Source organism: Streptomyces sp. NPDC051243, assembly GCF_044455405.1.
GTDB lineage: Bacteria > Actinomycetota > Actinomycetes > Streptomycetales > Streptomycetaceae > Streptomyces.
The window spans coordinates 135,148-157,704 of sequence record NZ_JBITES010000009.1 but is presented as its reverse complement, the minus strand read 5'-3'; the positions used below and the strand labels follow the sequence as shown (position 1 = coordinate 157,704).

Sequence of the window (22,557 nt, the reverse complement as noted above, 5' to 3'; positions counted from 1 at the left end):
TCCGTGGGGCCCCCTGCTCATTCTGTCCGCCCGAGGATAGAGTCAGGGCCGTCACCCTCATCCGGCCGTCGTCGTATCAGAAAGGTGCGCTCCGATGACCGAGAATCATCATCATCTGCCGTCCGAGCTCGAGGTACCGAGCGAAGCCCCCGACCGCAACCTGGCCCTGGAACTGGTCCGTGTGACCGAGGCGGCGGCGATGGCCGCGGGCCGCTGGGTCGGGCGCGGCGACAAGAACGGCGCCGACGGTGCCGCGGTGCGCGCCATGCGGACCCTCGTCCACACCGTGTCGATGAACGGCGTCGTCGTCATCGGTGAGGGCGAGAAGGACGAGGCGCCGATGCTCTTCAACGGGGAGCGGGTCGGCGACGGGACCGGGCCCGAGTGCGACATCGCCGTCGACCCGATCGACGGGACCACGCTGACCGCGAAGGGCATGCCGAACGCGATCGCCGTGCTCGCGGCCGCGGATCGCGGGTCCATGTTCGACCCGTCCGCCGTGTTCTACATGGACAAGCTCGTCACCGGCCCCGAGGCCGCCGACTTCGTCGACATCAACGCGCCCGTGTCCGTGAACATCCGCCGGGTCGCCAAGGCGAAGCGGTCGACGCCTGAGGACGTCACCGTCGTCATCCTCGACCGGCCTCGGCACGAAGGCATCATCAAGGAGATCCGGGACGCCGGTGCGCGGATCAAGCTGATCTCCGACGGCGACGTCGCGGGGTCGATCTACGCGCTGCGCGAGGGCACCGGAGTCGACATGCTGCTCGGTATCGGTGGTACGCCGGAGGGGATCATCTCGGCGTGCGCCGTGAAGTGCCTCGGCGGGACCATCCAGGGCAAGCTGTGGCCGAAGGACGACGAGGAGCGGCAGCGGGCGATCGACGCGGGGCACGACCTGGACCGGGTGCTGATGACCGATGACCTGGTCGCCGGGGACAACGTGTTCTTCGTCGCGACCGGGATCACCGACGGTGAGCTGCTGCGGGGTGTGCGGTACCGGTCGGAGACCGCGACGACCGACTCGATCGTGATGCGGTCGAAGTCGGGGACGGTGCGGAGGATCGATTCCGAGCACCGGCTGAGCAAGCTGCGGGCTTACAGCGCGATTGACTTCGACAGGGCGAAGTAGCACGCAGTACGCCGCAGAAAGGGGGACTGCGGGCCGTCGGCGGCTGCGGGTGACTCGTGGCTGGTCGCGCCCACGCGGCGGAGCCGCAAAATCCCACACAGCCCCGCGCCCCTGACAGAAATGGCGCAGCCAATTGGGCGCCCCCGGTGCGGAGGGGGCGCCCAATGTGTTTGCCGGTTATCCCGCCTGTGCTATCCGGTTCGCCGCCCGCGCCGCCTTCTTCAGTTCCATTTCGCGGCGGCGCCGCCTCGCCAGGACCACTCGGCGTTCCGCTGCCGTGAGGCCGCCCCAGACGCCGTACGGCTCGGGCTGGAGGAGGGCGTGTTCGCGGCACTCGACCATGACCGGACAGCGGGCGCAGACCCGCTTGGCCGCCTCCTCACGGGAGAGACGCGCCGCGGTGGGCTCCTTGGAAGGGGCGAAGAACAGGCCGGCCTCGTCGCGGCGGCACACGGCCTCTGTGTGCCATGGGGCGTCTTGGTCCCTGTCTCGCACTGGCACCCGCTGGGCCGGAACGGCAGCTACCTGCAGGGACGAATGCGGCGGTTGCAGCACGGTCTACTCCTGACGACGGCTTCGCGAGCGAGAGACGATGCAGCAAGGTCTACCCGCTGTACGCGCGCCTATGCAGGCAGTTCCGAACCGCTGGATTTCGGGGGGTCCTGGGCGCCCGTGTGCGGCGGGCGAGAGGATCGCGGAGGCGGGTGGAAAGCGGTTGGATTCACAACCGTCAACGATCCAGATGCTTGCGCAAATTCTTGTCGACCTTGCGCTGAATCCGGTCGAGAATGTCCGCGACCAGCTTGCCCCGCTTGGGCCTGCCCTCGATGCTGCCCAGCACGGCCCAGCCGTCGACATGGACGACCGGCGCCTCGGGGTCCTCCGCGTCGAGCGTGTCCACCTCGAAGCTGCCGAGCACACCGCCGCCGGCGCCGCGCAGCGAGACGTTCTCCGGGACGCGGACCTCGACGCTGCCGAAGACCGATATCGCCCGGATCACGACCTGCTGGTACTCGAAGAGCGCCTCGCTGAGGTCTATCTCCACACTGCCGAAGATCGCGTACGCGTGGATACGGCGGCCCGCGCGCCAGCGGCCCTTGCGGACGGCGGCGCTGAAGACCGCGACCACGTTCTCGTCCGGGTCGGCGGGCATCGCGGCGGGGGCGGGGCGGCCGGCGGCCGGCACGTGGGGTGCGCGGCGTGGGTGGGCGGCCGGCAGGTCGCGTATGTAGACGTCCAGTTCGCCGACCGTCTTGGCCGTCAGCACGCCCTCGACGCGCTCCGCGTGCTCGTCGGCGGTGAGGCGGCCCTCGGCCAGGGCGTCGCGCAGGATGTCGGCGATCCGGTCGCGGTCGGCGTCGGATGCGCGGAGCTCGGTGGCGGCAGCGGGCGGGGTCTGCTTCTGAAGGTCCACGGCAGCAGCGTACCCAAACACGATAGATCGCGATAGCCCCTGTGGCGTCGAACTGAGCCTTACCTCACAAGCTCGCCGTCAGCGGCAGGTTCTACGCTGGTTGGCGCTTGCCAATGGAGGCCGGCCGCAGGCGAGAGCGCCTCGAAGAAGCTGCCGAGTGAGGAATGGGCACCGATGCCTGAGTTCGCGTACACCGATCTGCTCCCCATGGGAGAGGACACCACCCCGTACCGGCTGGTGACCGCCGAGGGTGTCTCCACCTTCGAGGCCGACGGGCGGACGTTCCTCAAGGTGGAGCCCGAGGCGCTGCGCAAGCTGGCCGAGGAGGCCATCCACGACATCCAGCACTACCTGCGGCCCGCGCACCTGGCCCAGCTGCGCCGCATCATCGACGACCCCGAGGCGTCGAGCAACGACAAGTTCGTCGCGCTGGACCTGCTGAAGAACGCGAACATCGCGGCGGCGGGCGTGCTGCCGATGTGCCAGGACACCGGTACGGCCATCGTGATGGGCAAGCGCGGGCAGAACGTGCTGACCGAGGGCGGCGACGAGGAGGCTCTGTCCCGCGGCATCTACGACGCGTACACCAAGCTCAACCTGCGGTACTCGCAGATGGCTCCGCTCACCATGTGGGAGGAGAAGAACACCGGCTCCAACCTGCCGGCGCAGATCGAGCTGTACGCGACCGACGGCGGCGCCTACAAGTTCCTGTTCATGGCGAAGGGCGGCGGCTCGGCCAACAAGTCGTTCCTGTACCAGGAGACCAAGGCCGTCCTGAACGAGGCCTCCATGATGAAGTTCCTGGAGGAGAAGATCCGTTCGCTGGGTACGGCCGCCTGTCCGCCGTACCACCTGGCGATCGTGGTGGGTGGCACGAGCGCCGAGTACGCGCTCAAGACCGCGAAGTACGCCTCCGCGCACTACCTGGACGAGATCCCGGCCGAGGGTTCGCCGCTCGGGCACGGGTTCCGGGACAAGGAGCTTGAGGAGAAGGTCTTCGAGCTGACGCAGAAGATCGGGATCGGGGCACAGTTCGGCGGCAAGTACTTCTGCCACGACGTGCGCGTGGTGCGGCTGCCCCGGCACGGGGCTTCGTGCCCGGTCGCCATCGCCGTGTCCTGCTCCGCCGACCGGCAGGCCGTCGCCAAGATCACCGCCGAGGGTGTCTTCCTGGAGCAGCTGGAGACCGACCCGGCGCGGTTCCTGCCGGAGACGACGGACGAGCACCTCGACGAGTCCTCCGACGTGGTGAAGATCGACCTGAACCAGCCGATGGACACGATCCTCGCCGAGCTGACCAAGTACCCGGTGAAGACCCGCCTGTCCCTCACCGGTCCGCTGGTCGTGGCCCGTGACATCGCGCACGCCAAGATCAAGGAGCGGCTGGACGCGGGCGAGGACATGCCGCAGTACCTGAAGGACCACCCCGTGTACTACGCGGGTCCGGCCAAGACGCCGGAGGGCTACGCGTCCGGGTCCTTCGGGCCGACCACGGCCGGGCGTATGGACTCCTACGTCGAGCAGTTCCAGGCGGCGGGCGGCTCCAAGGTGATGCTGGCGAAGGGCAACCGCAGCAAGCAGGTCACCGACGCGTGCGGTGCCCACGGTGGCTTCTACCTGGGCTCCATCGGCGGGCCCGCCGCCCGGCTCGCGCAGGACTGCATCAAGAAGGTCGAGGTCGTCGAGTACGAGGAGCTCGGCATGGAGGCCGTCTGGAAGATCGAGGTCGAGGACTTCCCGGCGTTCATCGTGGTCGACGACAAGGGCAACGACTTCTTCCAGGACCCGGCTCCGCAGCCGACGTTCACGAGCATTCCGGTACGGGGGCCCGGGCTGGCGTAGCTCCCTCGGTGCTGCGGGGTCGGGTTCCATCCCCGCAGCACCGTGCCGCGCCACCCCTCCTGCAACACTTACCCCCTAAGCAACCATTTCGCCCGGATTGCCGCCAACTCGCTGTGGGTGGCCCTACTCTGACGGCAGGTCAGGGTCGGAATGCATCGGGGGACGTCAGTGACCATCAATCAGTCAGGGTGGCAATTCCACGGCAGCGCTCGGGTCTACACCATCGCAGGCGACCTCCATCTCACGGAGAACAGCGGTCCGCAGGAGTTCGCCGCGGTGCTCAACGAGCTCCGGACGAGGATTCAGGCCCTGGAGGAGATCCCTGCCGAGGAACTCGCGGATCTCGACGCCGAGTTGGAACAGGCCGCCGAGACAGGTCCCGGGGAGGACGACGACGAAGCCGAGGTGGACGGGGACGCCGTCGCCGGGCGGCTGACCCGGCTCGCGAACCGGCTGCGGGGGCTGAGCGGCACGACGAACGCGGCCCTGGAAGCGAGCAACTCCCTGGAGCAGTTGGCGCAGTGGGCCGGCGCCCACTTTTGATCCGCCCCGCGGTACGACGCGGGGCTTCGCCAGGACAGGGCCCGAAGGGGGCTTCCAGCAGCAGGGCTGGACGGCCAAGTACGTCAACAACACACAGATCAACTTCAACGGGACGCCCCCCAACCAGACCGCCGCCTCCGCCCCGCCTCCGCCGGGGACGCGGAACACGGCGAACGACCGGGCGTTCCGCAGGCATCTGGCCACGCTTCTGCTGCGCAAGCTCACGTCGACGATGGACGAGATCCACTGGCTGGATCACAAGTTGATCGAACTGTCCGCCATCGTCGAAGACGTCGACCAGTACCCGAACACCGGTCGCCGACGTCTGCGCGGGCGATACGGGCGGCAGGCCACCCGTCCCCTCACCGAGGTACTCGCGCACCCGCAGACGGACCTCGTGCTGCTCCAGGGCGCTCCGGGATCGGGTAAGAGCGTGGCGCTGCGGCAGCAGGCCCGGCTGGCGCTGGAGCAGATCGCGAGCGGGAAGACCCCGGACGCACCGCTGCCGATCTACGTCAACCTGCGCGATCTGCGAGCGAGGCCGAACGAGATCAACGTGGCGGTACTGCGCAGGTACATAGAGCAGCAGACCGGCCCCAGGGGCAGCATCGAGATCGCGGCCTACTTCGCCCACCACTTCAGCGAGGACCTGCGTGACCGCAGGGTGACCCTGCTGCTGGACTCCTTCGACGAGATTCCGTCGATCCTCGGCAGCGCCACCATCCAGGAAGCGGTCACCCCCTACGTCCAGACGGTCATCGAACTCATCGGCGGAGGCGGCCGCTGCGTCCTGGCCTCCCGGGTGTACAAGGGCCCGTCGGCCGCCGGCTGGACCAATCTCAAGATCCTCGGTCTGTCACCGCAGCAGCAGGAGAAGTTCCTCCACCGGCTCGGCCTCGACCGCCAGGGCATCGAGCTGGTCCAGCCGCTGCTGACCGATCCCCGGCACGGTTTCGTGACGGAGCTGCAGAATCCGCTGAACGTCAAGCTCCTCGCCGCCTATGTGCGGACCAGGAGGACGCTGCCGGACCGTCCGGGCGACCTGTTCAGGGAGTATGTCACCGAGCGCCTTCGTACGGCCTGGGCGGAGGCGGACCCGGAGGGGGAGGTCGACAGCGCCGCCGGGCTCCGGCTGACCGAGAACTTCCTCGAGCGATTCGCCTTCCAGCTGACGTCGACCGGCCGTGGTCTGTCGGTTCCGGAGCAGGCCTACCACGGGGCCATCGCCGGGCACGCAGACCATGACCGTGCCCGCAGGCTGCTGACCGTGGCACTGTCCAGGTCGATGCTGCTGGCGTCGTCGGGCGAGGAGCCCGGAAAGCTGAGGATCTTCTTCTGCCATCGGCTGGTCAAGGAGTACTTCACGAGTCGCTATGTCACCGAGCACCCGTCCGCCATCTCGGCACACGACCTCGCAGTCCACGGCCGGTGGCGCGAGACGGCGGTCACCGTGCTCCAGAACGGCTCGCCGGAGGTCGCGGCTCCCCTCCTGGCGGAGCTCGCCGGCATCCTGGAGGACGAGCTGTCCCTCCATCGGGCCGCCGAGGAGGCCAGCCGCCGCCCTCAGGTCCCCGTCCCGCCCGAGCTCGGCTGGTCGTCGTACGGGAGCCTGGTGGGCTCGGAGAAGTCCTACGTGCCGCCCGCGCACACCCCGTTCGCGTGGTCGTCGGCCGCCGTGCACTGTCTGGAGCTGCTGACCACGGCGTATCAGGGCCGCTCGGAGTGGCCGCACGAGCGGATCCAGCCACTGGTGGAGTCCCTGGTGAATGCGGCCTGGCTGCGCGGCAGCATCAGTGACCGCAAGTTCGCGATCGACTGTCTGCCACTGCTGCCCGAGCGGGCCCGGGAGCAGTACATCGACCGCGCCTTCTCCGGTGGCAGTTACTGGATCCGTACGACAGCACTGCGCGACTGCGTCACCCTGCCCACGCTGACCAAGGGCATCCGGCTGTCCATCCGTCGGCTGCTGATCACCATGCTGAGCGAGCGGTCGCTCGCGGTGGAGTCCCACGCCGTCGACGTCGACCTCCGACGGCTGCAGACCGACGACGACCTCGTCAAGGTGCGCAGAGTCGTGAGCAAGACACCCCTTGGTGTCGCGTTCGTCTGTGCCCTGCACGTCCTGGTCGGTGTCACGCTCTACCCGGACGGCACCTGGTGGCGCCTGCGGGACCAGCTGGTGTGGTGGTACGCCGTACCCTTCTTCTTCTTTTGGTGGTTCCAGTCCACCCAGCCGCTGTCCTACGGAACAGGCAAGAGCCGCGCTCGTGAGTTCCTGGAACGGATCCTCAAGCGCACGGTGGGCCTGGAGATGGACACCGTCGAGACAGTCGTGCTGCTGCGAACCCTGGTGCTGTTCGCCGGTCTGTTCGCGGCCCTGCAGGTCGGTCTCGGCATCAGCGACATGCTGAGCGGACAGCTGCTCCCGGGTCTGCTGCAGGCAACCGTCTACGCCCTGCTGAGTGCCTATGCGCTGCTGTGGGGGCCGAGCGTGCTGTACGCCGTGCGCCAGGGGCGGACCGCCAGGGAACTCCGGGTGTCCAGGCTGCTCCTGGCCGTGCCCGACGCGATGCGTCTCGAAGGGCACCCCGTGCGCGGCCTGTCGGTGTGGCACTGGATCGCGTTCCTGGTGAGAGCGGTCTGGGACCTGATCAAGTTCATCGTCCTCATGTCCCCGCTGTGGGGCGCCTACTACCTGCTGTACTACCTGGGAGGCCGCGTCGGCCGGATCATCGCCCTCGTGCTGGTCGGCCTGCTCACGGCCTGGTTCCCGCTGGTCGTGCTGGTGAACCTGGTGCGGGCGGTGCGGGCGACGCGACGCGTGCAGCAGGCCGCGCGACGGGGCTCCCGGGGCGGCCCCGCCTTCTTCGACAACCTGTTCTCCCTCCGGGACGGCTACGAGGCCGCCGAGTACGTACGGCTGATCCGCGGTATCCCCGGCCTGGATCTCAGCACGGTGGACCGTCGGATCGTCCGTGTCTGCATCGCTCGGCTGCAGGACCGCCCAGCCCCGGAGGCCGTGGGTGCCGGCGTGCCGGACCACTTGCCGCAGGAGGCGACGCAGGCGCTGCGGTCGTGGCGAGGGCATGACGGACTGCTCGACGAGTTGGGCCGGCTGGACGAACAGCTGCGCGCGCGATAGATGCCGATGCACCACCCTCGGGAACACTGCGCACGCCAGTGGTGCTTTGAGTGGTGGAGGTGATCGGCTGTGGCCGACGAGGAACAGCAATACCGTATCGAGCACGACTCCATGGGCGAGGTCCGCGTCCCCGCGGACGCCAAGTGGCGGGCGCAGACCCAGCGTGCCGTCGAGAACTTCCCGGTCTCCGGGCAGCGCATCGAGCGCGCCCACATCGAGGCCCTCGCCCGTATCAAGGGCGCCGCCGCCAAGGTGAACGCGCGGCTGGGGGTGCTCGACGAGGACGTCGCCGGGGCGATCCAGGAGGCGGCCGCCGAGGTCGCCGAGGGGCGGTGGGACGCGCACTTCCCGGTCGACGTGTTCCAGACCGGGTCCGGCACCTCGTCCAACATGAACACCAACGAGGTGATCGCCACTCTCGCGACCGAGCGGCTCGGGCGGGACGTCCATCCCAATGACCATGTGAACGCCTCGCAGTCCTCCAACGACGTCTTCCCCTCGTCCATCCACATCGCCGCCACCGCCGCCGTCACCCGTGACCTGATCCCGGCCCTGGAGCACCTGGCCGCGTCCCTGGAGCGCAAGGCCGAGGAGTTCGCCGACGTCGTGAAGTCGGGGCGGACCCATCTGATGGACGCCACTCCCGTGACGCTGGGCCAGGAGTTCGGCGGGTACGCCGCCCAGGTGCGGTACGGCGTCGAGCGGCTGCACGCCTCCCTTCCCCGGCTCGCCGAACTCCCCCTCGGCGGCACGGCCGTGGGCACCGGCATCAACACGCCCCCCGGCTTCTCCGCCGCCGTCATCGAGGAGGTGGCCCGCGTCACCGGGCTGCCGCTCACCGAGGCGCGCGACCACTTCGAGGCGCAGGGCGCCCGCGACGGGATCGTGGAGACCAGTGGGCAGCTCAGGACGATCGCGGTCGGGCTGACCAAGATCGCCAATGATCTGCGGTGGATGTCGTCCGGGCCGCGCACCGGGCTCGCCGAGATCAGCCTCCCCGACCTCCAGCCGGGGTCCTCGATCATGCCGGGCAAGGTCAACCCGGTCATCCCGGAGGCCGTCCTCATGGTCGCCGCGCAGGTCGTCGGCAACGACGCCACGGTGGCCACCGCCGGGGCCGCCGGCAACTTCGAGCTGAACGTGATGCTCCCGGTGATCGCGAAGAACGTCCTCGAGTCCGTCCGGTTGCTGGCCAACGCCTCCCGGCTGCTGGCCGACCGGACCGTCGACGGCATCGTCGCGCACCGCGAACGGGCCCTGGAGTACGCCGAGTCGTCACCCTCCGTGGTCACGCCGCTCAACAAGTACATCGGGTACGAGGAGGCCGCCAAGGTCGCCAAGCAGGCCCTCGCGGAGCGCCGGACGATCCGCCAAGTCGTCCTGGACAACGGGTACGTGGAGCGCGGTGACCTCACGCTCGAGCAGCTGGACGAGGCCCTGGATGTCCTGCGGATGACACGGCCGTAACCAGTGGCCGCCGGACTGCCTCGGCGGCGTGAACCGTGACACTCTCCGCAGCGTCGTATGCCTGTGACACCTAATATCTGTGCATGGCAGACGGCGGAGCGGTGACGACGGAAGTGGAAGCGGGCGGCTCGACGGGCTACTGGGCGCCCGGGACGCGGATCCTGTGGCGGTACCGGGAGAACGCGGGCCGTGGCTTCCACATCGCGCGTCCCGTCACCGTCGTACGGGACGACGACGAGCTTCTCGCCGTATGGCTGGCGCCGGGGACGGAGTGTGTGAAGCCGGTCCTCGCGGACGGAACCGCCGTGCACCTGGAGCCGCTTGAGACGCGGTACACCAAGCCGCGTTCCGTCCAGCTCGACCGCTGGTTCGGCACCGGGGTGCTGAAGCTCGCGCGGCCCGGTGAGCCGTGGTCGGTGTGGCTGTTCTGGGAGCCCGGGTGGCGGTTCAAGAACTGGTACGTGAATCTTGAGGAGCCGCTGGCGCGTTGGTCGGGCGGGGTGGACTCCGAGGACCACTTCCTCGACATCTCCGTGCATCCGGACCGCAGTTGGCACTGGCGGGACGAGGACGAGTTCGCGCAGGCCCAGCGGGACGGGCTGGTCGACGAACGGCTCGCCGCGCGGGTGCGGGAGGCGGGGCGCGAGGCGGTGGAGGTGATCCGCGCCTGGGGGCCGCCGTTCTCGGAGAGCTGGCCGCACTGGCGCCCGGATCCCTCCTGGGCTGTACCTTCTTTGCCTGAGGACTGGGATCGCACGCCCGCGCACCAGTCCTCATGAGACCCTTGATGCGCCCCCGGGCAACAAACGTAGGATCGTCCTCCGCAAGGGCGCGCATGGGCAACTACCGGAGTGCGCGCCGGGCTTGACCGATCGTCACCGAGGGGCGGCAGGACGTGAGCGAGGGTTACCAGGGCAACGCCCGTGGCGCCGGTACGGGCCGCGGAGGTTCCATCGGCGGCACAGGAACTGCCTCTGGCCACGCGGGAATTCCGTTCCTGGGGCACGTATTCCGGGTATCGGAGTTTCGGCGGGACGAACTGCACGCGTGGCGCGCAGCCCCGGACGGATGGATTCGAAAGGCGTGACGGAGCAGCCGACCTCCTTCGAACGCCCCGAGACGGGCGTCGACCCCGCGGAGTCCCGCGGGGCGCTCGTGCGTACCTCGACGCCGTCGACGACGCACTCCACGCCGCCGCACAACCCCGGCGGCGCAGCAGCCTTACCGGCGCAGGCGCGCACCGGAGAGACCCCTTCCACGCCGGGCACCCACACGCCGTCCGGCCCGAGCAAGGAGCCCCCAGTCATCGTCGGCAACGGCCCCGAGCACTCGCAGCCCTCCGTCGCCGCCGAGCCCGACACACACCGGCCGCGGCCCGTCCCGGAGGCCATACCGCCCCAGCCGGGCACCGAGCCGTCACAGGCGTCCGCCGAGCGGCGCACCGGGCAGAGCCTGCCGCCCGGGCGCCCCACGCCGATGCGGCGGGACGGCGACCGGCTGCGCTTCGTGGGTGCCGCCACCCGGCGGATCGCCCGCGGCATAGACCTGGACGAGATCGTGATGGGGCTGTGCCGGGCGACCGTGCCGACCTTCTCCGACGCGATCCTCGTCTATCTGCGCGACCCGCTTCCGGTCGGCGACGAGCGGCCCACGGGCCCCGTCGTGCTGCGCCTGCGCCGCACCGACCGGATCCCCGAGGAGCGGGACACCGAGGGCGGCGGCTTCCTGCCCGCGCAGGCCCAGCCGGAGCCGACCGAGCTGGCCGAACTGTCCGCGCTCACCGCCGAGCTGTGCGAGGTGCGGCCCGGCGGCGCGCTCGCCGAGGTGCTGCGCGGCGTACGTCCCGTCTTCGCCGACGCGCCCGCCGCCCGCGCCGCCCTGCCCGAGCTCCTCGGCGACGACGGCCAGTTGATCATCCCCGACGGTCAGAGGGCGATCCTCGCCCCGCTGCGCGGCCGCCGCCGGGTCATCGGCGCCGCGGTCTTCCTGCGCCGCCCGGACCGCCTCGCCTTCGAGCCGGACGACCTCCTCGTCGCCGCCCAGCTCGCCACGCACAGCGCGCTCGGCATCGACAAGGCGGTGCTGTACGGCCGTGAGGCGTACATCGCGGACGAACTGCAGCGCACCATGCTCCCGGAGACACTGCCGCGTCCGACGGGCGTACGGCTCGCCTCCCGCTACCTCCCGGCGGCCGAGACGGCCCGGGTGGGCGGCGACTGGTACGACGCGATCCCGCTGCCGGGCAGCCGCGTGGCGCTGGTCGTCGGTGATGTCATGGGCCACTCCATGACGTCGGCCGCGATCATGGGCCAGCTGCGGACGACGGCCCAGACCCTCGCCGGTCTCGACCTGCCCCCGCAGGAGGTCCTGCACCACCTCGACGAACAGGCCCAGCGGCTCGGCACCGACCGCATGGCCACCTGCCTGTACGCCGTCTACGACCCGGTCTCGCACCGCATCACCATCGCCAACGCCGGCCATCCGCCGCCCGTTCTGCTGCACCTGGGCGGCCGGGCGGAGGTGCTGCGGGTTCCGGCGGGCGCGCCGATCGGCGTCGGCGGCGTCGACTTCGAGGCCGTCGAGCTGGACGCGCCGGCCGGAGCGACGCTGCTCCTCTACACCGACGGTCTGGTCGAGTCCCGGCTGCGTGACGTGTGGACCGGCATAGAGCAGCTGCGCGAGAAGCTGGCCGCGACCGCCCAGCTCACGGGCCCTGATCATCCGCCGCCGCTGGAGGCCCTCTGCGACGAGGTCCTCGACATGCTGGGCCCGGGCGACCGGGACGACGACATCGCGCTGCTCGCCGCCCGCTTCGACGGGATCGCGCCCAGCGACGTGGCGTACTGGTTCCTGGAGCCGGAGGACGCGGCGCCGAGCCGTGCCCGGCGGCTCGCGCGGCGGGCGTTGGCGCGGTGGGGCCTGGAGGAACTCACGGATTCGGTCGAGCTGCTGGTCAGCGAGGTCGTGACGAACGCCGTGCGGTATGCCTCGCGGCCGGTCACCCTCCGGCTGCTGCGGACCGATGTGCTGCGCTGCGAAGTCGGCGACGACGTGCCACAACTGCCCCGTCTGCGCCAGGCCCGGGCAACCGACGAGGGCGGCCGTGGGCTCTACCTGGTGAACCGGCTGGCCCGACGGTGGGGGGCGACGCGGTTGAGCACCGGGAAGGTCGTCTGGTTCGAGCTGAACCGAGGGTGACACCCGACGGGAAGGGGCACCCGGCATGATGCCGGGTGCCCCTTCTCGTCGCTACTGGCCGTCGTCGGGTCTGACCGGGTCCAGCGTGACGTCGTCCGTCGGTTCGCTCGTCGGCGGTGCCGTCGGCTCCTGCGTCGTCGGGGTCTCCGTCGGCTCCTCGGTCGTCGGGGTCTCCGTCGGCTCCTCGGTCGTCGGGGTCTCCGTCGGCTTCTGGGTCGTCGGGGTCTGCGTCGGCTCCTGGGTCGTCGGCTCCTGCGACGGCGTCGGCGTCCAGGTCGGCTGGACCGCCGCGCCCTGGTCGGTCTCGAGGTCGAACCTGGCGTCCGTCTTCGTCACGCCGAACATGTACGCCGCCCAGATCTCCGCCGGGAAGCCGCCGCCGTTGACGCGGTCGAAGCCGCCGGCGCCGTACATCTTGGTCTGGGCGTGCGTCTTGTCGTCCTCGCCGAACAGGCCCACCGAAGTGACCAGGTCGGGCGTGTAGCCGGTGAACCAGGCCGACTTGTTGTCGTCGGACGTACCCGTCTTGCCGGCGACCTTCTGGCCGTCGTGCTCGGGGTTGTTCGCCACGGCCTTGCGGGCCGTACCGTCGTCGACCACGCCCGTCAGCACCGAGGTGACGGTGTCGGCGGACTCCCGGCTGATGACCTGCTCGCCGATGGGGTTCGGCATCTCGACCGCCTGGCTGTTGTGCTCGGCCGCCTTGATGACGCTCGGCGTGACCTTCTTGCCGTGGTTGTCGAGGGTGGCGTAGACCCCTGCCATCTGCAGCGGGCTCGCCCCCATGGTGCCCAGCGTCTGGGCGGGCACGGCCTGCTCGTCGGCGACGTCCATGCCGAGCTTGCCGGCCACGTCCATGACGTTCTCCATGCCGACGTCGACGCCCATCTGCGCGAAGACGGAGTTGACCGACTTGTTCATCGCCGTCTGGACCGTGATGGGGCCGTAGTTCTCGTCGTCCTCGTTCTCGGGGGCGAAGCCGACCTTCTTGCCGCTGCTGTCCACGACCGGCCGCTTGCTGGTGCCGTCGTAGATCGTGTTCGCGGTGATCGGCTTGCCGGACCGCGTCTCGGCGTTCTCCTCCAGGGCGGCGGCCAGGATCACCGGCTTGAACGTCGAGGCCGGCTGGTAGTCCGTGCGGGTCGCGTTGCTCGTGTAGTGCTTGAAGTAGTCCACGCCGCCGTACAGGGCCACGACCTTGCCCGTCTTGGGATCGACGGAGACCGCGCCGGCCTGGATGTCCGCGTCGACCTTCCGCTTCTTGCTGTCCAGCTTGCTGGTCAGCTGTGCCTTGACGGCCTTCTCCAGCTCGGCCTGCTTCTTCTTGTCGATGTTCAGGGTGATGGTCCAGCCCTGGTCGACGACCGCGGCCTCGGCCTGGGAACGGCTCAGGCCCTGCTCCTTCATCAGCTGGTCCTCCAGCTGGCGGTTGGCGAGCGCGATCAGATAGCCCTTCTGGCCCTCCAGGCCGGCGGTGGGCTTCGGCTCCCTCGGCTCGGGGAACTTCATGCCCTGGCGCTCGGTCTTGTCCAGCCAGCCTTCCTCGACCATGTTGTCCAGGACGTAGTTCCAGCGGGCCTTGACCAGCCTCTTGCCGGTGTCGGAGGCGACCGCCCAGTCGTACTGGCTGGGCGCCTGCAGCAACGCGGCGAGATACGCGCCCTGTTCGACGTCGAGCTTGTCGGCGTCGACGCGGTAGTAGGCCTGGGCGGCGGCCTGGATGCCGTAGGAGTTGCGGCCGTAGTAGCTGGTGTTGATGTAGCCGGCGAGGATCTCGTCCTTGGACATCTGGCGGTCGACCTTCAGGGAGATGACGATCTCCCTGAGCTTGCGGCTGACCGTCTGTTCCTGGCTGAGGTAGTAGTTCTTGACGTACTGCTGGGTGATCGTCGAACCACCCTGCGCGCCCTTGCCCATCAGCGTGTTGAGCACACCGCGGGCCGTGCCCTTCAGGTCGATGCCGTTGTCGTTGTAGAAGGACTTGTTCTCGGCGGCGACGAACGTGTACCGGACCTCCTTCGGCACCTTGGACAGGTCCACGATCTCGCGGTTGACCTCGCCGTCACGGGCCAGGGTCGAGCCGTCGCTGTACTTGTAGATGTTGCTCTGACGCTGGGCGGCCCGGGCGGCGGCGTTGTCCTCCGGGATGTCCACGTACAGGTACAGCGCGATGAAGGCACCGATGACGAGCAGGCAGGTGCCGAGGAACGTGCCGAGGATCTTCTTCCAGGTGAAGAGCCGGCGTATTCGGCCCTTGCCGTCGCCCTTGCCGCCACGGCCCTTGGCCGCCCGGCGGGCCGCGGCCCGGCCTCCCGGGACGGGCGCCGAGCCCACCACGGTGACCGAATCGCCTCCGGCGGCGGCCGACGGCGTCCCCGACGAACGCCGGGGGGCGGCGCGGCGGCCGCCACGCTGACGCGCTCGTCTCTCTTCCGCTCGTCCCATGGGTCCGTTCCGCTCCGCTTCGCTTTTGTGTGCACGCCTGCAACACAGGTTCGCCGCTCAGGTCAGCTCAGAAAGCTAACACCGGAAGTTGTGACAAAGGACTGCCGATCCGGGCTTTTACGGACGTGACAATCAGCACCTGTCCCAACGGAACCGACGGCTGAGGGGGGCGTAGGGTTGCTCGGACGGGGTAAAGTGATATCACTTAGCTAGACCGAAGCTAGTGAGCCAGACCGAAGCCAGAAGAGCTGGACCGAAGCCGGAAGACGGAAGCCGCACGGCACCCGCTGCGGCTTCCGGAGGAAACGGGGGACACACCCATGCCCAACGACAACAACGACGCCATAGCGGTCGCCGCCGACGTGCCCGCCATGCCCGCGCCCCGCGTGCGCGAGTTCGCCGCGCACAGCATCGGCGGCGGGCGGGCCCTGCTGCTCGCGCTGGCCGGGCTGCTGATCGGGCTGGGGCTGATCTGCGGCGGCGCGCTCATGTCCTCGGCCGGCGGCACGGCGGCGCTGGCGATCACCGGGGTCCTGGTCTTCATCGCCTCCGCCCTCGCCATGTGCGGGCTGAACATGGTCGCGCCGGGTGAGGCCCGGGTCGTCCAGCTCTTCGGGCGGTACCGGGGGACGATCCGGCAGGACGGACTGCGCTGGGTGAACCCCCTCACGTCCCGTACGAGGATCTCGACCCGGGTCCGCAACCACGAGACGGCCGTCCTCAAGGTCAACGACGCCTACGGCAACCCGATCGAGCTCGCCGCGGTCGTGGTGTGGAAGGTCGAGGACACCGCGCAGGCGACCTTCGAGGTGGACAACTACCTCGAGTTCGTGGCCACCCAGACGGAAGCGGCGGTGCGGCACATCGCCATCGAGTACCCGTACGACGCCCATGACGAGTGCGGCCTGTCGCTGCGCGGCAACGCCGAGGAAATCACCGAGAAGCTCGCCTTCGAACTGCACGCGCGCGTGGAGGCGGCCGGCGTGCAGATCATCGAGTCGCGCTTCACACATCTCGCGTACGCTCCCGAGATCGCCTCCGCGATGCTGCAGCGGCAGCAGGCCGGGGCCGTCGTCGCGGCGCGGCGGCAGATCGTCGACGGGGCGGTGGGCATGGTGGAGGCGGCGCTCGCGCGGATCTCCGAGCAGGACATCGTGGAACTGGACGAGGAGCGGAAGGCGGCGATGGTGTCGAACCTGATGGTGGTGCTGTGCGGTGACCGGTCCCCGCAGCCGGTCCTCAACACCGGGACGCTCTACCAGTGACGGTTCCCTCCGGGGGCTCGGCTCCCAAGCGTCGGCCGCAGCAGCGCAAGCAGGTGTTGCTGCGGCTCGACCCGTCCGTGTACGAGGCGTTGGCACGGTGGGCCGGGGACGAACTGCGCTCGGCCAACGCGCAGATCGAGTTCCTGCTGCGGCGCGCTCTGGCGGAGGCGGGGCGGCTGCCGGGCGAGGCCAAGCCGATTCCCCGCCGGGGGCGTCCCCCGGTGAACCCTCCCGAGTCCCAGTAGCAGAACCGTGACAATCGACCCCCACCTGGGGCTACGCACCCCACCCCGGGGATCTACACACTCTGCGTATACATGTGGCGTATACACCCCGTGTACAGTCCTTGGCATGTCCATCGGTCACACCCTTCTAGGGCTCCTGGAGTCGGGCCCCCGCCACGGTTACGACCTCAAGCGGGCCTTCGACGAGAAGTTCGGTCACGACCGGCCGCTGCACTACGGCCAGGTCTACTCGACGATGTCCCGGCTGTTGAAGAACGGGCTCGTCGAGGTCGACGGGATCGAGCCCGGCGGCGGGCCCGAGCGCAAGCGGTACGCCATCACCGACGCCGGTATCACCGACGTGCAGCGCTGGCTCGCGACGCCCGAGAAGCCGGAGCCGTACCTCCAGTCGACCCTGTACACCAAGGTCGTCCTCGCCCTGCTCACCCGGCGCAACGCGGCCGACATCCTCGACACCCAGCGCGCCGAGCACCTGCGCATGATGCGGATCCTCACCGACCGCAAACGGAAAGGCGATCTCGCCGATCAGCTGATCTGCGACCACGCCCTGTTCCACCTCGAGGCCGACCTGCGCTGGCTGGAACTCACCGCCGCGCGCCTCGACAAGCTGGCGGAGGTGGTGGCCAAGTGACTCCGCCGCCCGGTTCCCTGCTCGCGGCCGAGGAGCTGCGCAAGGCCTACGGCCCGACCGTCGCCCTCGACGGCGCCGAGTTCTCCATCCACCCCGGCGAGGTCGTCGCCGTCATGGGGCCGTCGGGCTCCGGCAAGTCGACGCTGCTGCACTGCCTCGCCGGCATCGTGCCGCCCGACTCGGGGTCCATCACCTACAACGGCCGCGAGCTGGCCACCATGAGCGACGCCCAGCGCAGTGCGCTCCGCCGCTCCGAGTTCGGGTTCGTCTTCCAGTTCGGGCAGCTCGTACCGGAGTTGACCTGCGTCGAGAACGTCGCCCTTCCGCTGCGGCTCAACGGCACCTCCCGCAAGGAGGCCGAGAAGGCCGCCCTGACCTGGATGGAGCGGCTGGAGGTCGACGACCTGCGCAAGAAGCGGCCCGGTGAGGTCTCCGGCGGTCAGGGGCAGCGCGTCGCCGTCGCCCGTGCGCTGGTCACCAACCCGCGCGTGCTCTTCGCCGACGAGCCGACCGGAGCGCTCGACTCCCTCAACGGCGAGCGCGTGATGGAGCTGCTGACGGACGCTGCCCGGTCCACCAACGCCGCCGTCGTGCTCGTCACGCACGAGGCCCGGGTCGCCGCCTACTCCGACCGCGAGATCGTCGTACGGGACGGCAAGTCCCGGGACATGGAGCGCGTCGTATGAGCGTCGGCCAGTGGGGCAAGGATCTGGCCCTGGGGGTTCGGTTCGCCTTCGCCGGCGGACGGGAGGGATGGGTCCGGGCCCTGCTGACGGCCGTCGGCGTCGGGCTCGGGGTGGCGCTGCTGCTGCTGACGACCGCCGTGCCGAGTGCGCTGACCGAGCGCGAACACCGCGGCACCGCCCGGGACGACTTCACGTACGGCGCGCAGCAGCTGTCCAAGGCGGACGACACGTTGATCATCGCGAATGTCGACACGACCTTCCGCACCGAGGACATCCGGGGCCGCCTCCTGGAGCCCGAGGGCTCGCGGGCGCCGCTGCCGCCGGGTGTCGAGAAGTTCCCCGCGAAGGGCGAGATGGTCGCCTCGCCCGCGCTGAAGCGCCTGCTGGAGTCCGACTCGGGCAAGCTGCTGCGCGAACGCATCCCCTATCGGATCACCGGCACCATCCACAAGTCCGGACTCGTCGGGCCCGCCGAACTCGCCTACTACGCGGGCGGCTCGGGGATGGCAGGCCATCTGAGCAACGGTTCCATCGAGCGCATCGACTACTTCGGTCCCTCCTCGGGGGCGGTGGACGACGGGCTGGACCCGATCCTGATCCTGCTCGTCATGATCATCTTTGTGGTGCTGCTGCTGCCGGTCGGCGTGTTCATCGCGGCGGCCGTGCGCTTCGGCGGCGAGCGCCGGGACCGTCGCCTCGCGGCCCTCAGGCTGGTCGGCGCGGACGGGGGCATGGCGCGCCGGGTCGCGGCCGGCGAGGCACTCGCCGGAGCGCTGCTCGGGCTCGTCCTCGGTACCGGGTTCTTCCTGGCGGGGCGTCAGCTGGCGTCCCTGCTGAAGGTGCGCAACATCAGCGTGTTCCCGAGCGACCTCAATCCGTCGCCCGCGCTCGCCGCGCTGGTCGCCGTCGCCGTACCGGCCGCGGCCGTGCTGGTGACGCTGTTCGCGCTGCGCGGGGTCGTCATCGAGCCCCTCGGCGTCGTCCGTACGGCGAAGCCCCCGCGCCGTCGGCTGTGGTGGCGTCTGCTGCTGCCACTGGCCGGCCTCGCGTTGCTGTACCCGATGATGGGTCAGGGCAACGGCAACGGGAACTTCAACGAGTGGATGGTGATCGGCGGCACCGTACTGCTGCTGGTCGGCGTCACCGCGCTGCTGCCGTGGCTCGTCGAGGCCGTGGTGGCCCGGCTGAACTCGGGCTCGGTCTCCTGGCAACTGGCTGTTCGCAGGCTGCAGTTGAGCAGTGGCACGGCAGCCCGCATGGTCAACGGCATCGCGGTCGCGGTGGCCGGGGCGATCGCCCTGCAGATGCTGTTCGCCGGGGTCGAGTCCGACTACACCGAGGACACGGGCAACGACCTGAGCCGGGCTCAGCTGACCTTCTACGTGCGGGACGACGCCTCGCTGGGCGAGCTCGCCGGGCAGCTGACGGGCACCGAGGGCGTACGCCACACGACGGCCCTCGCCGAGGGCGTACTCGGCGACCGGGCCAAGGAGGCGGACACCTCGGTCGAGGTGACCGTCGCCGGCTGCGCCGAGTTGCGTGAGGTGGCCCGTCTGACGTCCTGCCGGGACGGCGACGTCTTCAGGATCCTCGGCACGGAGTACGACGGCGAGACGGAGAAGCTCACCACGCCGGGCCGGACCCTGTACTTCGACCCGGCCTACCCCGGTTCGCCGAGCCACACGGTGCCCTGGAAGGTGCCCACCGGCATCAAGGCGGCGGCGCAACGCGAGGATCCCACCGGCTACGCGCGCGGCGGCCTGCTGTTCACCCGGGGCGCACTGCCCGAGGGCGCGGCAGCGGGCATGTTCGAGAAGGTGTACCTCTCGCTGGACACCTCGGTGCCGGACGCCGCCGAGTTCGCGCGCAACACCGCCGCGCGGGTCGATCCGCTGACGGACGTGAGCGCCCTGACCGCCAGTCGGCAGTCCGAGGAGTTCCGCGCCATCCGCAACGGCCTGTTCGTCGGCGCGACCTGTGTCCTGCTGCTGATCGGCGCGAGCCTGCTGGTCTCCCAGCTGGAGCAGTTGCGCGAGCGCAAGAAGCTGCTGTCGTCCCTGGTCGCCTTCGGCACCCGGCGCCGCACGCTGAGCCTGTCGGTGCTGTGGCAGACGGCGATCCCGATCGCGCTGGGCCTGCTCCTTGCCTCGGTGGTGGGGCTCACGCTGGGCGCGGTGCTGCTGAAGATGGTCGAGGCCACGGTGAGCGTGGACTGGGCGAGCGTGCTGACGATGACGGGCATCGGCGCCGGAGTCGTGCTCGCGGTGACGCTGCTCAGCCTGCCGCCGCTGCTGCGGCTGATGCGGCCGGACGGGCTGCGCACGGAGTGAACGAACGGGGGCCGAGGCTCAGGCGTCGGCCCCCAGCACCCGTACGGGCAAGGGCCGCAGCGCCTCCCGCAACGCGGCCGCCAGCTCCTCGTACTCCGCTCCCCGCGCCGCCCCCGTCCGCATGGCGAGGGCGACGCGGCGCGTGGGGGCGGGGTCGGCGAAGGAGCCGGTGAGCAGGCAGTTGCTGCGGGTCGTCTCCAGCTTGAGGGCGGTGCGCGGCAGCAGCGTGCAGCCCAGGCCGCCCGCGACGAGCTGGACGAGCGTCGACAGACCGGCGGCCGTCGTGGTCACCGGAGCATCCTCGCGGCCCGCCTCCCGGCAGATGTCCAGGGCCTGGTCGCGCAGGCAGTGCCCCTCGTCCAGCAGCAGCAGGTTCAGCTCCTTGAGGGCCTCGCGCGGGATTCCCTCGCGGCCGCCGAGCTGGTGGCCGAGCGGCGTGACGAGCACGAAGTCCTCGTCGAAGAGCGGGAGTTCGGCGATGCCGGGCACGCCGAGGGGCACCGCGAGCAGCAGCAGGTCCAGGCGCCCGGTGGTGAGCCCCTCGACGAGGCTGGCGGTCTGCTCCTCGTGCACCTGGAGGTCGAGGTGCGGGTACCGGCCGTGGACGAGCCGCAGAACGGTCGGCAGCAGATACGGCGCCACCGTAGGGATGACCCCGAGGCGCAGGGCTCCGGTGAACGGGGCCCGCACCGCCTCCGCCTCCTCCATCAGCGCCCCGACCTCCGCCAGAACGGCCTTGGCCCGTACGGCCAGACGCTCGCCGGCGGGCGAGAGCAGCACCTTGCGGGTGGTGCGCTCCAGGAGCGTCACTCCGAGTGACTCCTCCAGGGCGGATACGGCACCCGACAGAGCGGGCTGGCTCATGCCGATCGCCGCGGCGGCGTCCCGGAAATGAAGGTGCTCGGCGACGGCCGCGAAGGCGCGCAACTGGGCGAGGCTGGGCTGCCTTCTCTTACTCACGGTCACTGATAGAACTCTCCGATCAACCCGACCGAGTCTAGCTATTTCCCGTATCAATGCAGCCCGTGCGAGGATCGGTAAGGTCCAACCCACCTGGAGACACCTGTACCGAACAGGTGTCTCTTTCGCTGCAAGGAGAGCGTGTGCTCACTGTCGGTGACAAGTTCCCCGAGTTCGAACTGACCGCCTGCGTCTCGCTGGAGAAGGGCAAGGAGTTCGAGACGATCAACCACAAGACCTACGAGGGCAAGTGGAAGATCGTCTTCGCCTGGCCGAAGGACTTCACCTTCGTCTGCCCGACCGAGATCGCGGCCTTCGGCAAGCTGAACGAGGAGTTCGCCGACCGCGACGCCCAGGTCCTCGGCTTCTCCGGTGACTCGGAGTTCGTCCACCACGCGTGGCGCAAGGACCACGACGACCTGCGCGACCTGCCGTTCCCGATGATGGCCGACTCCAAGCACGAGCTGATGCGCGACCTCGGCATCGAGGGCGAGGACGGCTTCGCCAAGCGCGCCGTCTTCATCGTCGACCAGAACAACGAGATCCAGTTCTCCATGGTGACCGCCGGCTCCGTCGGCCGTAACCCCAAGGAGGTCCTGCGGGTCCTGGACGCCCTGCAGACCGACGAGCTGTGCCCGTGCAACTGGACCAAGGGCGAGGAGACCCTGGACCCGGTCAAGCTCCTCGCCGGAGAGTGAGTGACATGTCCCTCGACTCCCTGAAGTCCCGTATACCGGACTACGCCAAGGACCTGAAGCTCAACCTGGGCTCGGTCATCGGCAACTCGGACCTCCCGGCCCAGCAGCTGTGGGGCACGGTGCTCGCCACCGCGATCGCCTCCCGCTCCCCCGTCGTGCTGCGCGAGCTGGCGCCGGAGGCGAAGGCGAACCTCTCGCCGGAGGCGTACAACGCTGCGAAGTCCGCCGCCGCGGTGATGGCGATGAACAACGTCTTCTACCGCACCCGGCACCTGTTGTCCGACCACGAGTACGGCAACCTGCGCGCGGGGCTCCGTATGAACGTCATCGGCAACCCCGGTGTCGACAAGGTCGACTTCGAGCTGTGGTCGTTCGCGGTGTCCGCCATCAACGGCTGCGGGATGTGCCTCGACTCGCACGAGCAGGTGCTGCGCAAGGCGGGCGTGGACCGGGAGACGGTCCAGGAGGCGTTCAAGATCGCGTCCGTCGTCCAGGCGGTCGGCGTCACGCTGGACGCGGAGGCGGTTCTGGCGGAGTAGCGCTTCGCCGGTAAACGTGG

The 22,557-nt window shown here is 69.7% G+C and carries 18 protein-coding genes; 14 read left to right on the top strand and 4 right to left on the bottom strand.

The features are described from left to right. Positions 1-94 precede the first annotated feature (94 nt). On the top strand, positions 95-1,132 hold the full coding sequence (gene glpX, locus ACIBAG_RS23810) for a class II fructose-bisphosphatase (RefSeq protein WP_399107505.1): 1,038 nt from the start codon (positions 95-97) through the stop codon (positions 1,130-1,132). A gap of 177 nt (positions 1,133-1,309) precedes the next feature. On the opposite strand, the gene ACIBAG_RS23805 is transcribed toward glpX, so the two are convergent. Beyond that, positions 1,310-1,687 (bottom strand): WhiB family transcriptional regulator, encoded by a 378-nt coding sequence (locus tag ACIBAG_RS23805; RefSeq protein ID WP_078504059.1) that lies wholly within the window; start codon positions 1,685-1,687, stop codon positions 1,310-1,312. A gap of 175 nt (positions 1,688-1,862) precedes the next feature. After that, positions 1,863-2,546 carry a DUF1707 domain-containing protein gene (locus ACIBAG_RS23800; protein ID WP_399107504.1) on the bottom strand — a complete coding sequence of 228 codons (684 nt, stop codon included), beginning with the start codon at positions 2,544-2,546 and terminating at the stop codon, positions 1,863-1,865. A gap of 174 nt (positions 2,547-2,720) precedes the next feature. Between ACIBAG_RS23800 and ACIBAG_RS23795 the strand changes: the two genes are divergently transcribed. The 6 genes from ACIBAG_RS23795 to ACIBAG_RS23770 all read left to right on the top strand — a co-directional run bounded on the left by ACIBAG_RS23795 (position 2,721) and on the right by ACIBAG_RS23770 (position 12,738). Continuing rightward, the gene (locus ACIBAG_RS23795; protein WP_399107503.1) at positions 2,721-4,388 is read left to right on the top strand and encodes a fumarate hydratase; all 1,668 of its coding nucleotides are present in this window, start codon (positions 2,721-2,723) and stop codon (positions 4,386-4,388) included. Positions 4,389-4,556: 168 nt separating this feature from the next. Continuing rightward, complete coding sequence (locus tag ACIBAG_RS23790) at positions 4,557-4,931, top strand: hypothetical protein (protein ID WP_399107502.1); 375 nt, start codon at positions 4,557-4,559, stop codon at positions 4,929-4,931. 232 nt (positions 4,932-5,163) lie between these two features. Beyond that, a complete protein-coding gene (locus ACIBAG_RS23785; protein WP_399107501.1) occupies positions 5,164-8,073 on the top strand; it encodes an NACHT domain-containing protein in 2,910 nt (969 codons plus the stop codon). Positions 8,074-8,142: 69 nt separating this feature from the next. Then, positions 8,143-9,540 (top strand): class II fumarate hydratase, encoded by a 1,398-nt coding sequence (locus ACIBAG_RS23780; RefSeq protein WP_399107500.1) that lies wholly within the window; start codon positions 8,143-8,145, stop codon positions 9,538-9,540. 83 nt (positions 9,541-9,623) lie between these two features. Further along, a complete protein-coding gene (locus ACIBAG_RS23775) occupies positions 9,624-10,319 on the top strand; it encodes a DUF402 domain-containing protein (RefSeq protein ID WP_399107499.1) in 696 nt (231 codons plus the stop codon). Between the two features lie 289 nt (positions 10,320-10,608). Further along, positions 10,609-12,738: a SpoIIE family protein phosphatase gene (locus ACIBAG_RS23770; RefSeq protein ID WP_399107498.1), complete on the top strand. Its 2,130-nt coding sequence runs from the start codon at positions 10,609-10,611 to the stop codon at positions 12,736-12,738. A 51-nt stretch (positions 12,739-12,789) separates the two neighbouring features. On the opposite strand, the gene ACIBAG_RS23765 is transcribed toward ACIBAG_RS23770, so the two are convergent. Beyond that, positions 12,790-15,183, bottom strand: a complete 2,394-nt coding sequence (locus tag ACIBAG_RS23765) for a transglycosylase domain-containing protein (RefSeq protein ID WP_399107497.1) — start codon at positions 15,181-15,183, stop codon at positions 12,790-12,792. 320 nt (positions 15,184-15,503) lie between these two features. Here ACIBAG_RS23765 and ACIBAG_RS23760 point away from each other — a divergent pair, with 320 nt between their 5' ends. The 5 genes from ACIBAG_RS23760 (at position 15,504) to ACIBAG_RS23740 (ending at position 20,340) form a co-directional block, all read left to right on the top strand. Further along, positions 15,504-16,448, top strand: coding sequence for an SPFH domain-containing protein (locus ACIBAG_RS23760; RefSeq protein ID WP_399107496.1), 945 nt, complete (start codon positions 15,504-15,506; stop codon positions 16,446-16,448). After that, the gene (locus ACIBAG_RS23755; RefSeq protein ID WP_399107495.1) at positions 16,445-16,693 is read left to right on the top strand and encodes a hypothetical protein; all 249 of its coding nucleotides are present in this window, start codon (positions 16,445-16,447) and stop codon (positions 16,691-16,693) included. The genes ACIBAG_RS23760 and ACIBAG_RS23755 overlap by 4 nt, the downstream gene beginning before the upstream one ends. A gap of 106 nt (positions 16,694-16,799) precedes the next feature. Beyond that, positions 16,800-17,324: a PadR family transcriptional regulator gene (locus ACIBAG_RS23750; protein WP_031483740.1), complete on the top strand. Its 525-nt coding sequence runs from the start codon at positions 16,800-16,802 to the stop codon at positions 17,322-17,324. Next, positions 17,321-18,010: an ABC transporter ATP-binding protein gene (locus ACIBAG_RS23745; protein ID WP_031483739.1), complete on the top strand. Its 690-nt coding sequence runs from the start codon at positions 17,321-17,323 to the stop codon at positions 18,008-18,010. The genes ACIBAG_RS23750 and ACIBAG_RS23745 overlap by 4 nt, the downstream gene beginning before the upstream one ends. Further along, positions 18,007-20,340, top strand: a complete 2,334-nt coding sequence (locus tag ACIBAG_RS23740) for an ABC transporter permease (RefSeq protein ID WP_399107494.1) — start codon at positions 18,007-18,009, stop codon at positions 20,338-20,340. The genes ACIBAG_RS23745 and ACIBAG_RS23740 overlap by 4 nt, the downstream gene beginning before the upstream one ends. Before the next feature lie 18 nt (positions 20,341-20,358). Here the strand turns inward: ACIBAG_RS23740 and ACIBAG_RS23735 are convergent, their stop codons facing one another. Further along, entirely contained in the window at positions 20,359-21,306 is a 948-nt protein-coding gene (locus ACIBAG_RS23735; RefSeq protein ID WP_399107493.1) for a LysR substrate-binding domain-containing protein, read from the bottom strand. A gap of 137 nt (positions 21,307-21,443) precedes the next feature. Between ACIBAG_RS23735 and ACIBAG_RS23730 the strand changes: the two genes are divergently transcribed. Both ACIBAG_RS23730 and ACIBAG_RS23725 read left to right on the top strand, forming a co-directional pair. Next, positions 21,444-21,998: a peroxiredoxin gene (locus ACIBAG_RS23730; RefSeq protein WP_399107492.1), complete on the top strand. Its 555-nt coding sequence runs from the start codon at positions 21,444-21,446 to the stop codon at positions 21,996-21,998. A gap of 5 nt (positions 21,999-22,003) precedes the next feature. After that, positions 22,004-22,537 (top strand): alkyl hydroperoxide reductase, encoded by a 534-nt coding sequence (locus ACIBAG_RS23725; RefSeq protein WP_399107491.1) that lies wholly within the window; start codon positions 22,004-22,006, stop codon positions 22,535-22,537. The last annotated feature ends 20 nt before the right edge of the window (positions 22,538-22,557 follow it).

Coding starts and splice junctions, on each gene's coding strand:
- ACIBAG_RS23725 (WP_399107491.1), top strand. CDS start 22,004: ATGTCCCTCGACTCCCTGAAGTCCCGTATACCGGACTACGCCAAGGAC.
- ACIBAG_RS23785 (WP_399107501.1), top strand. CDS start 5,164: ATGGACGAGATCCACTGGCTGGATCACAAGTTGATCGAACTGTCCGCC.
- glpX (WP_399107505.1), top strand. CDS start 95: ATGACCGAGAATCATCATCATCTGCCGTCCGAGCTCGAGGTACCGAGC.
- ACIBAG_RS23750 (WP_031483740.1), top strand. CDS start 16,800: ATGTCCATCGGTCACACCCTTCTAGGGCTCCTGGAGTCGGGCCCCCGC.
- ACIBAG_RS23770 (WP_399107498.1), top strand. CDS start 10,609: ATGGATTCGAAAGGCGTGACGGAGCAGCCGACCTCCTTCGAACGCCCC.
- ACIBAG_RS23740 (WP_399107494.1), top strand. CDS start 18,007: ATGAGCGTCGGCCAGTGGGGCAAGGATCTGGCCCTGGGGGTTCGGTTC.
- ACIBAG_RS23775 (WP_399107499.1), top strand. CDS start 9,624: ATGGCAGACGGCGGAGCGGTGACGACGGAAGTGGAAGCGGGCGGCTCG.
- ACIBAG_RS23795 (WP_399107503.1), top strand. CDS start 2,721: ATGCCTGAGTTCGCGTACACCGATCTGCTCCCCATGGGAGAGGACACC.
- ACIBAG_RS23760 (WP_399107496.1), top strand. CDS start 15,504: ATGCCCAACGACAACAACGACGCCATAGCGGTCGCCGCCGACGTGCCC.
- ACIBAG_RS23765 (WP_399107497.1), bottom strand. CDS start 15,183: ATGGGACGAGCGGAAGAGAGACGAGCGCGTCAGCGTGGCGGCCGCCGC.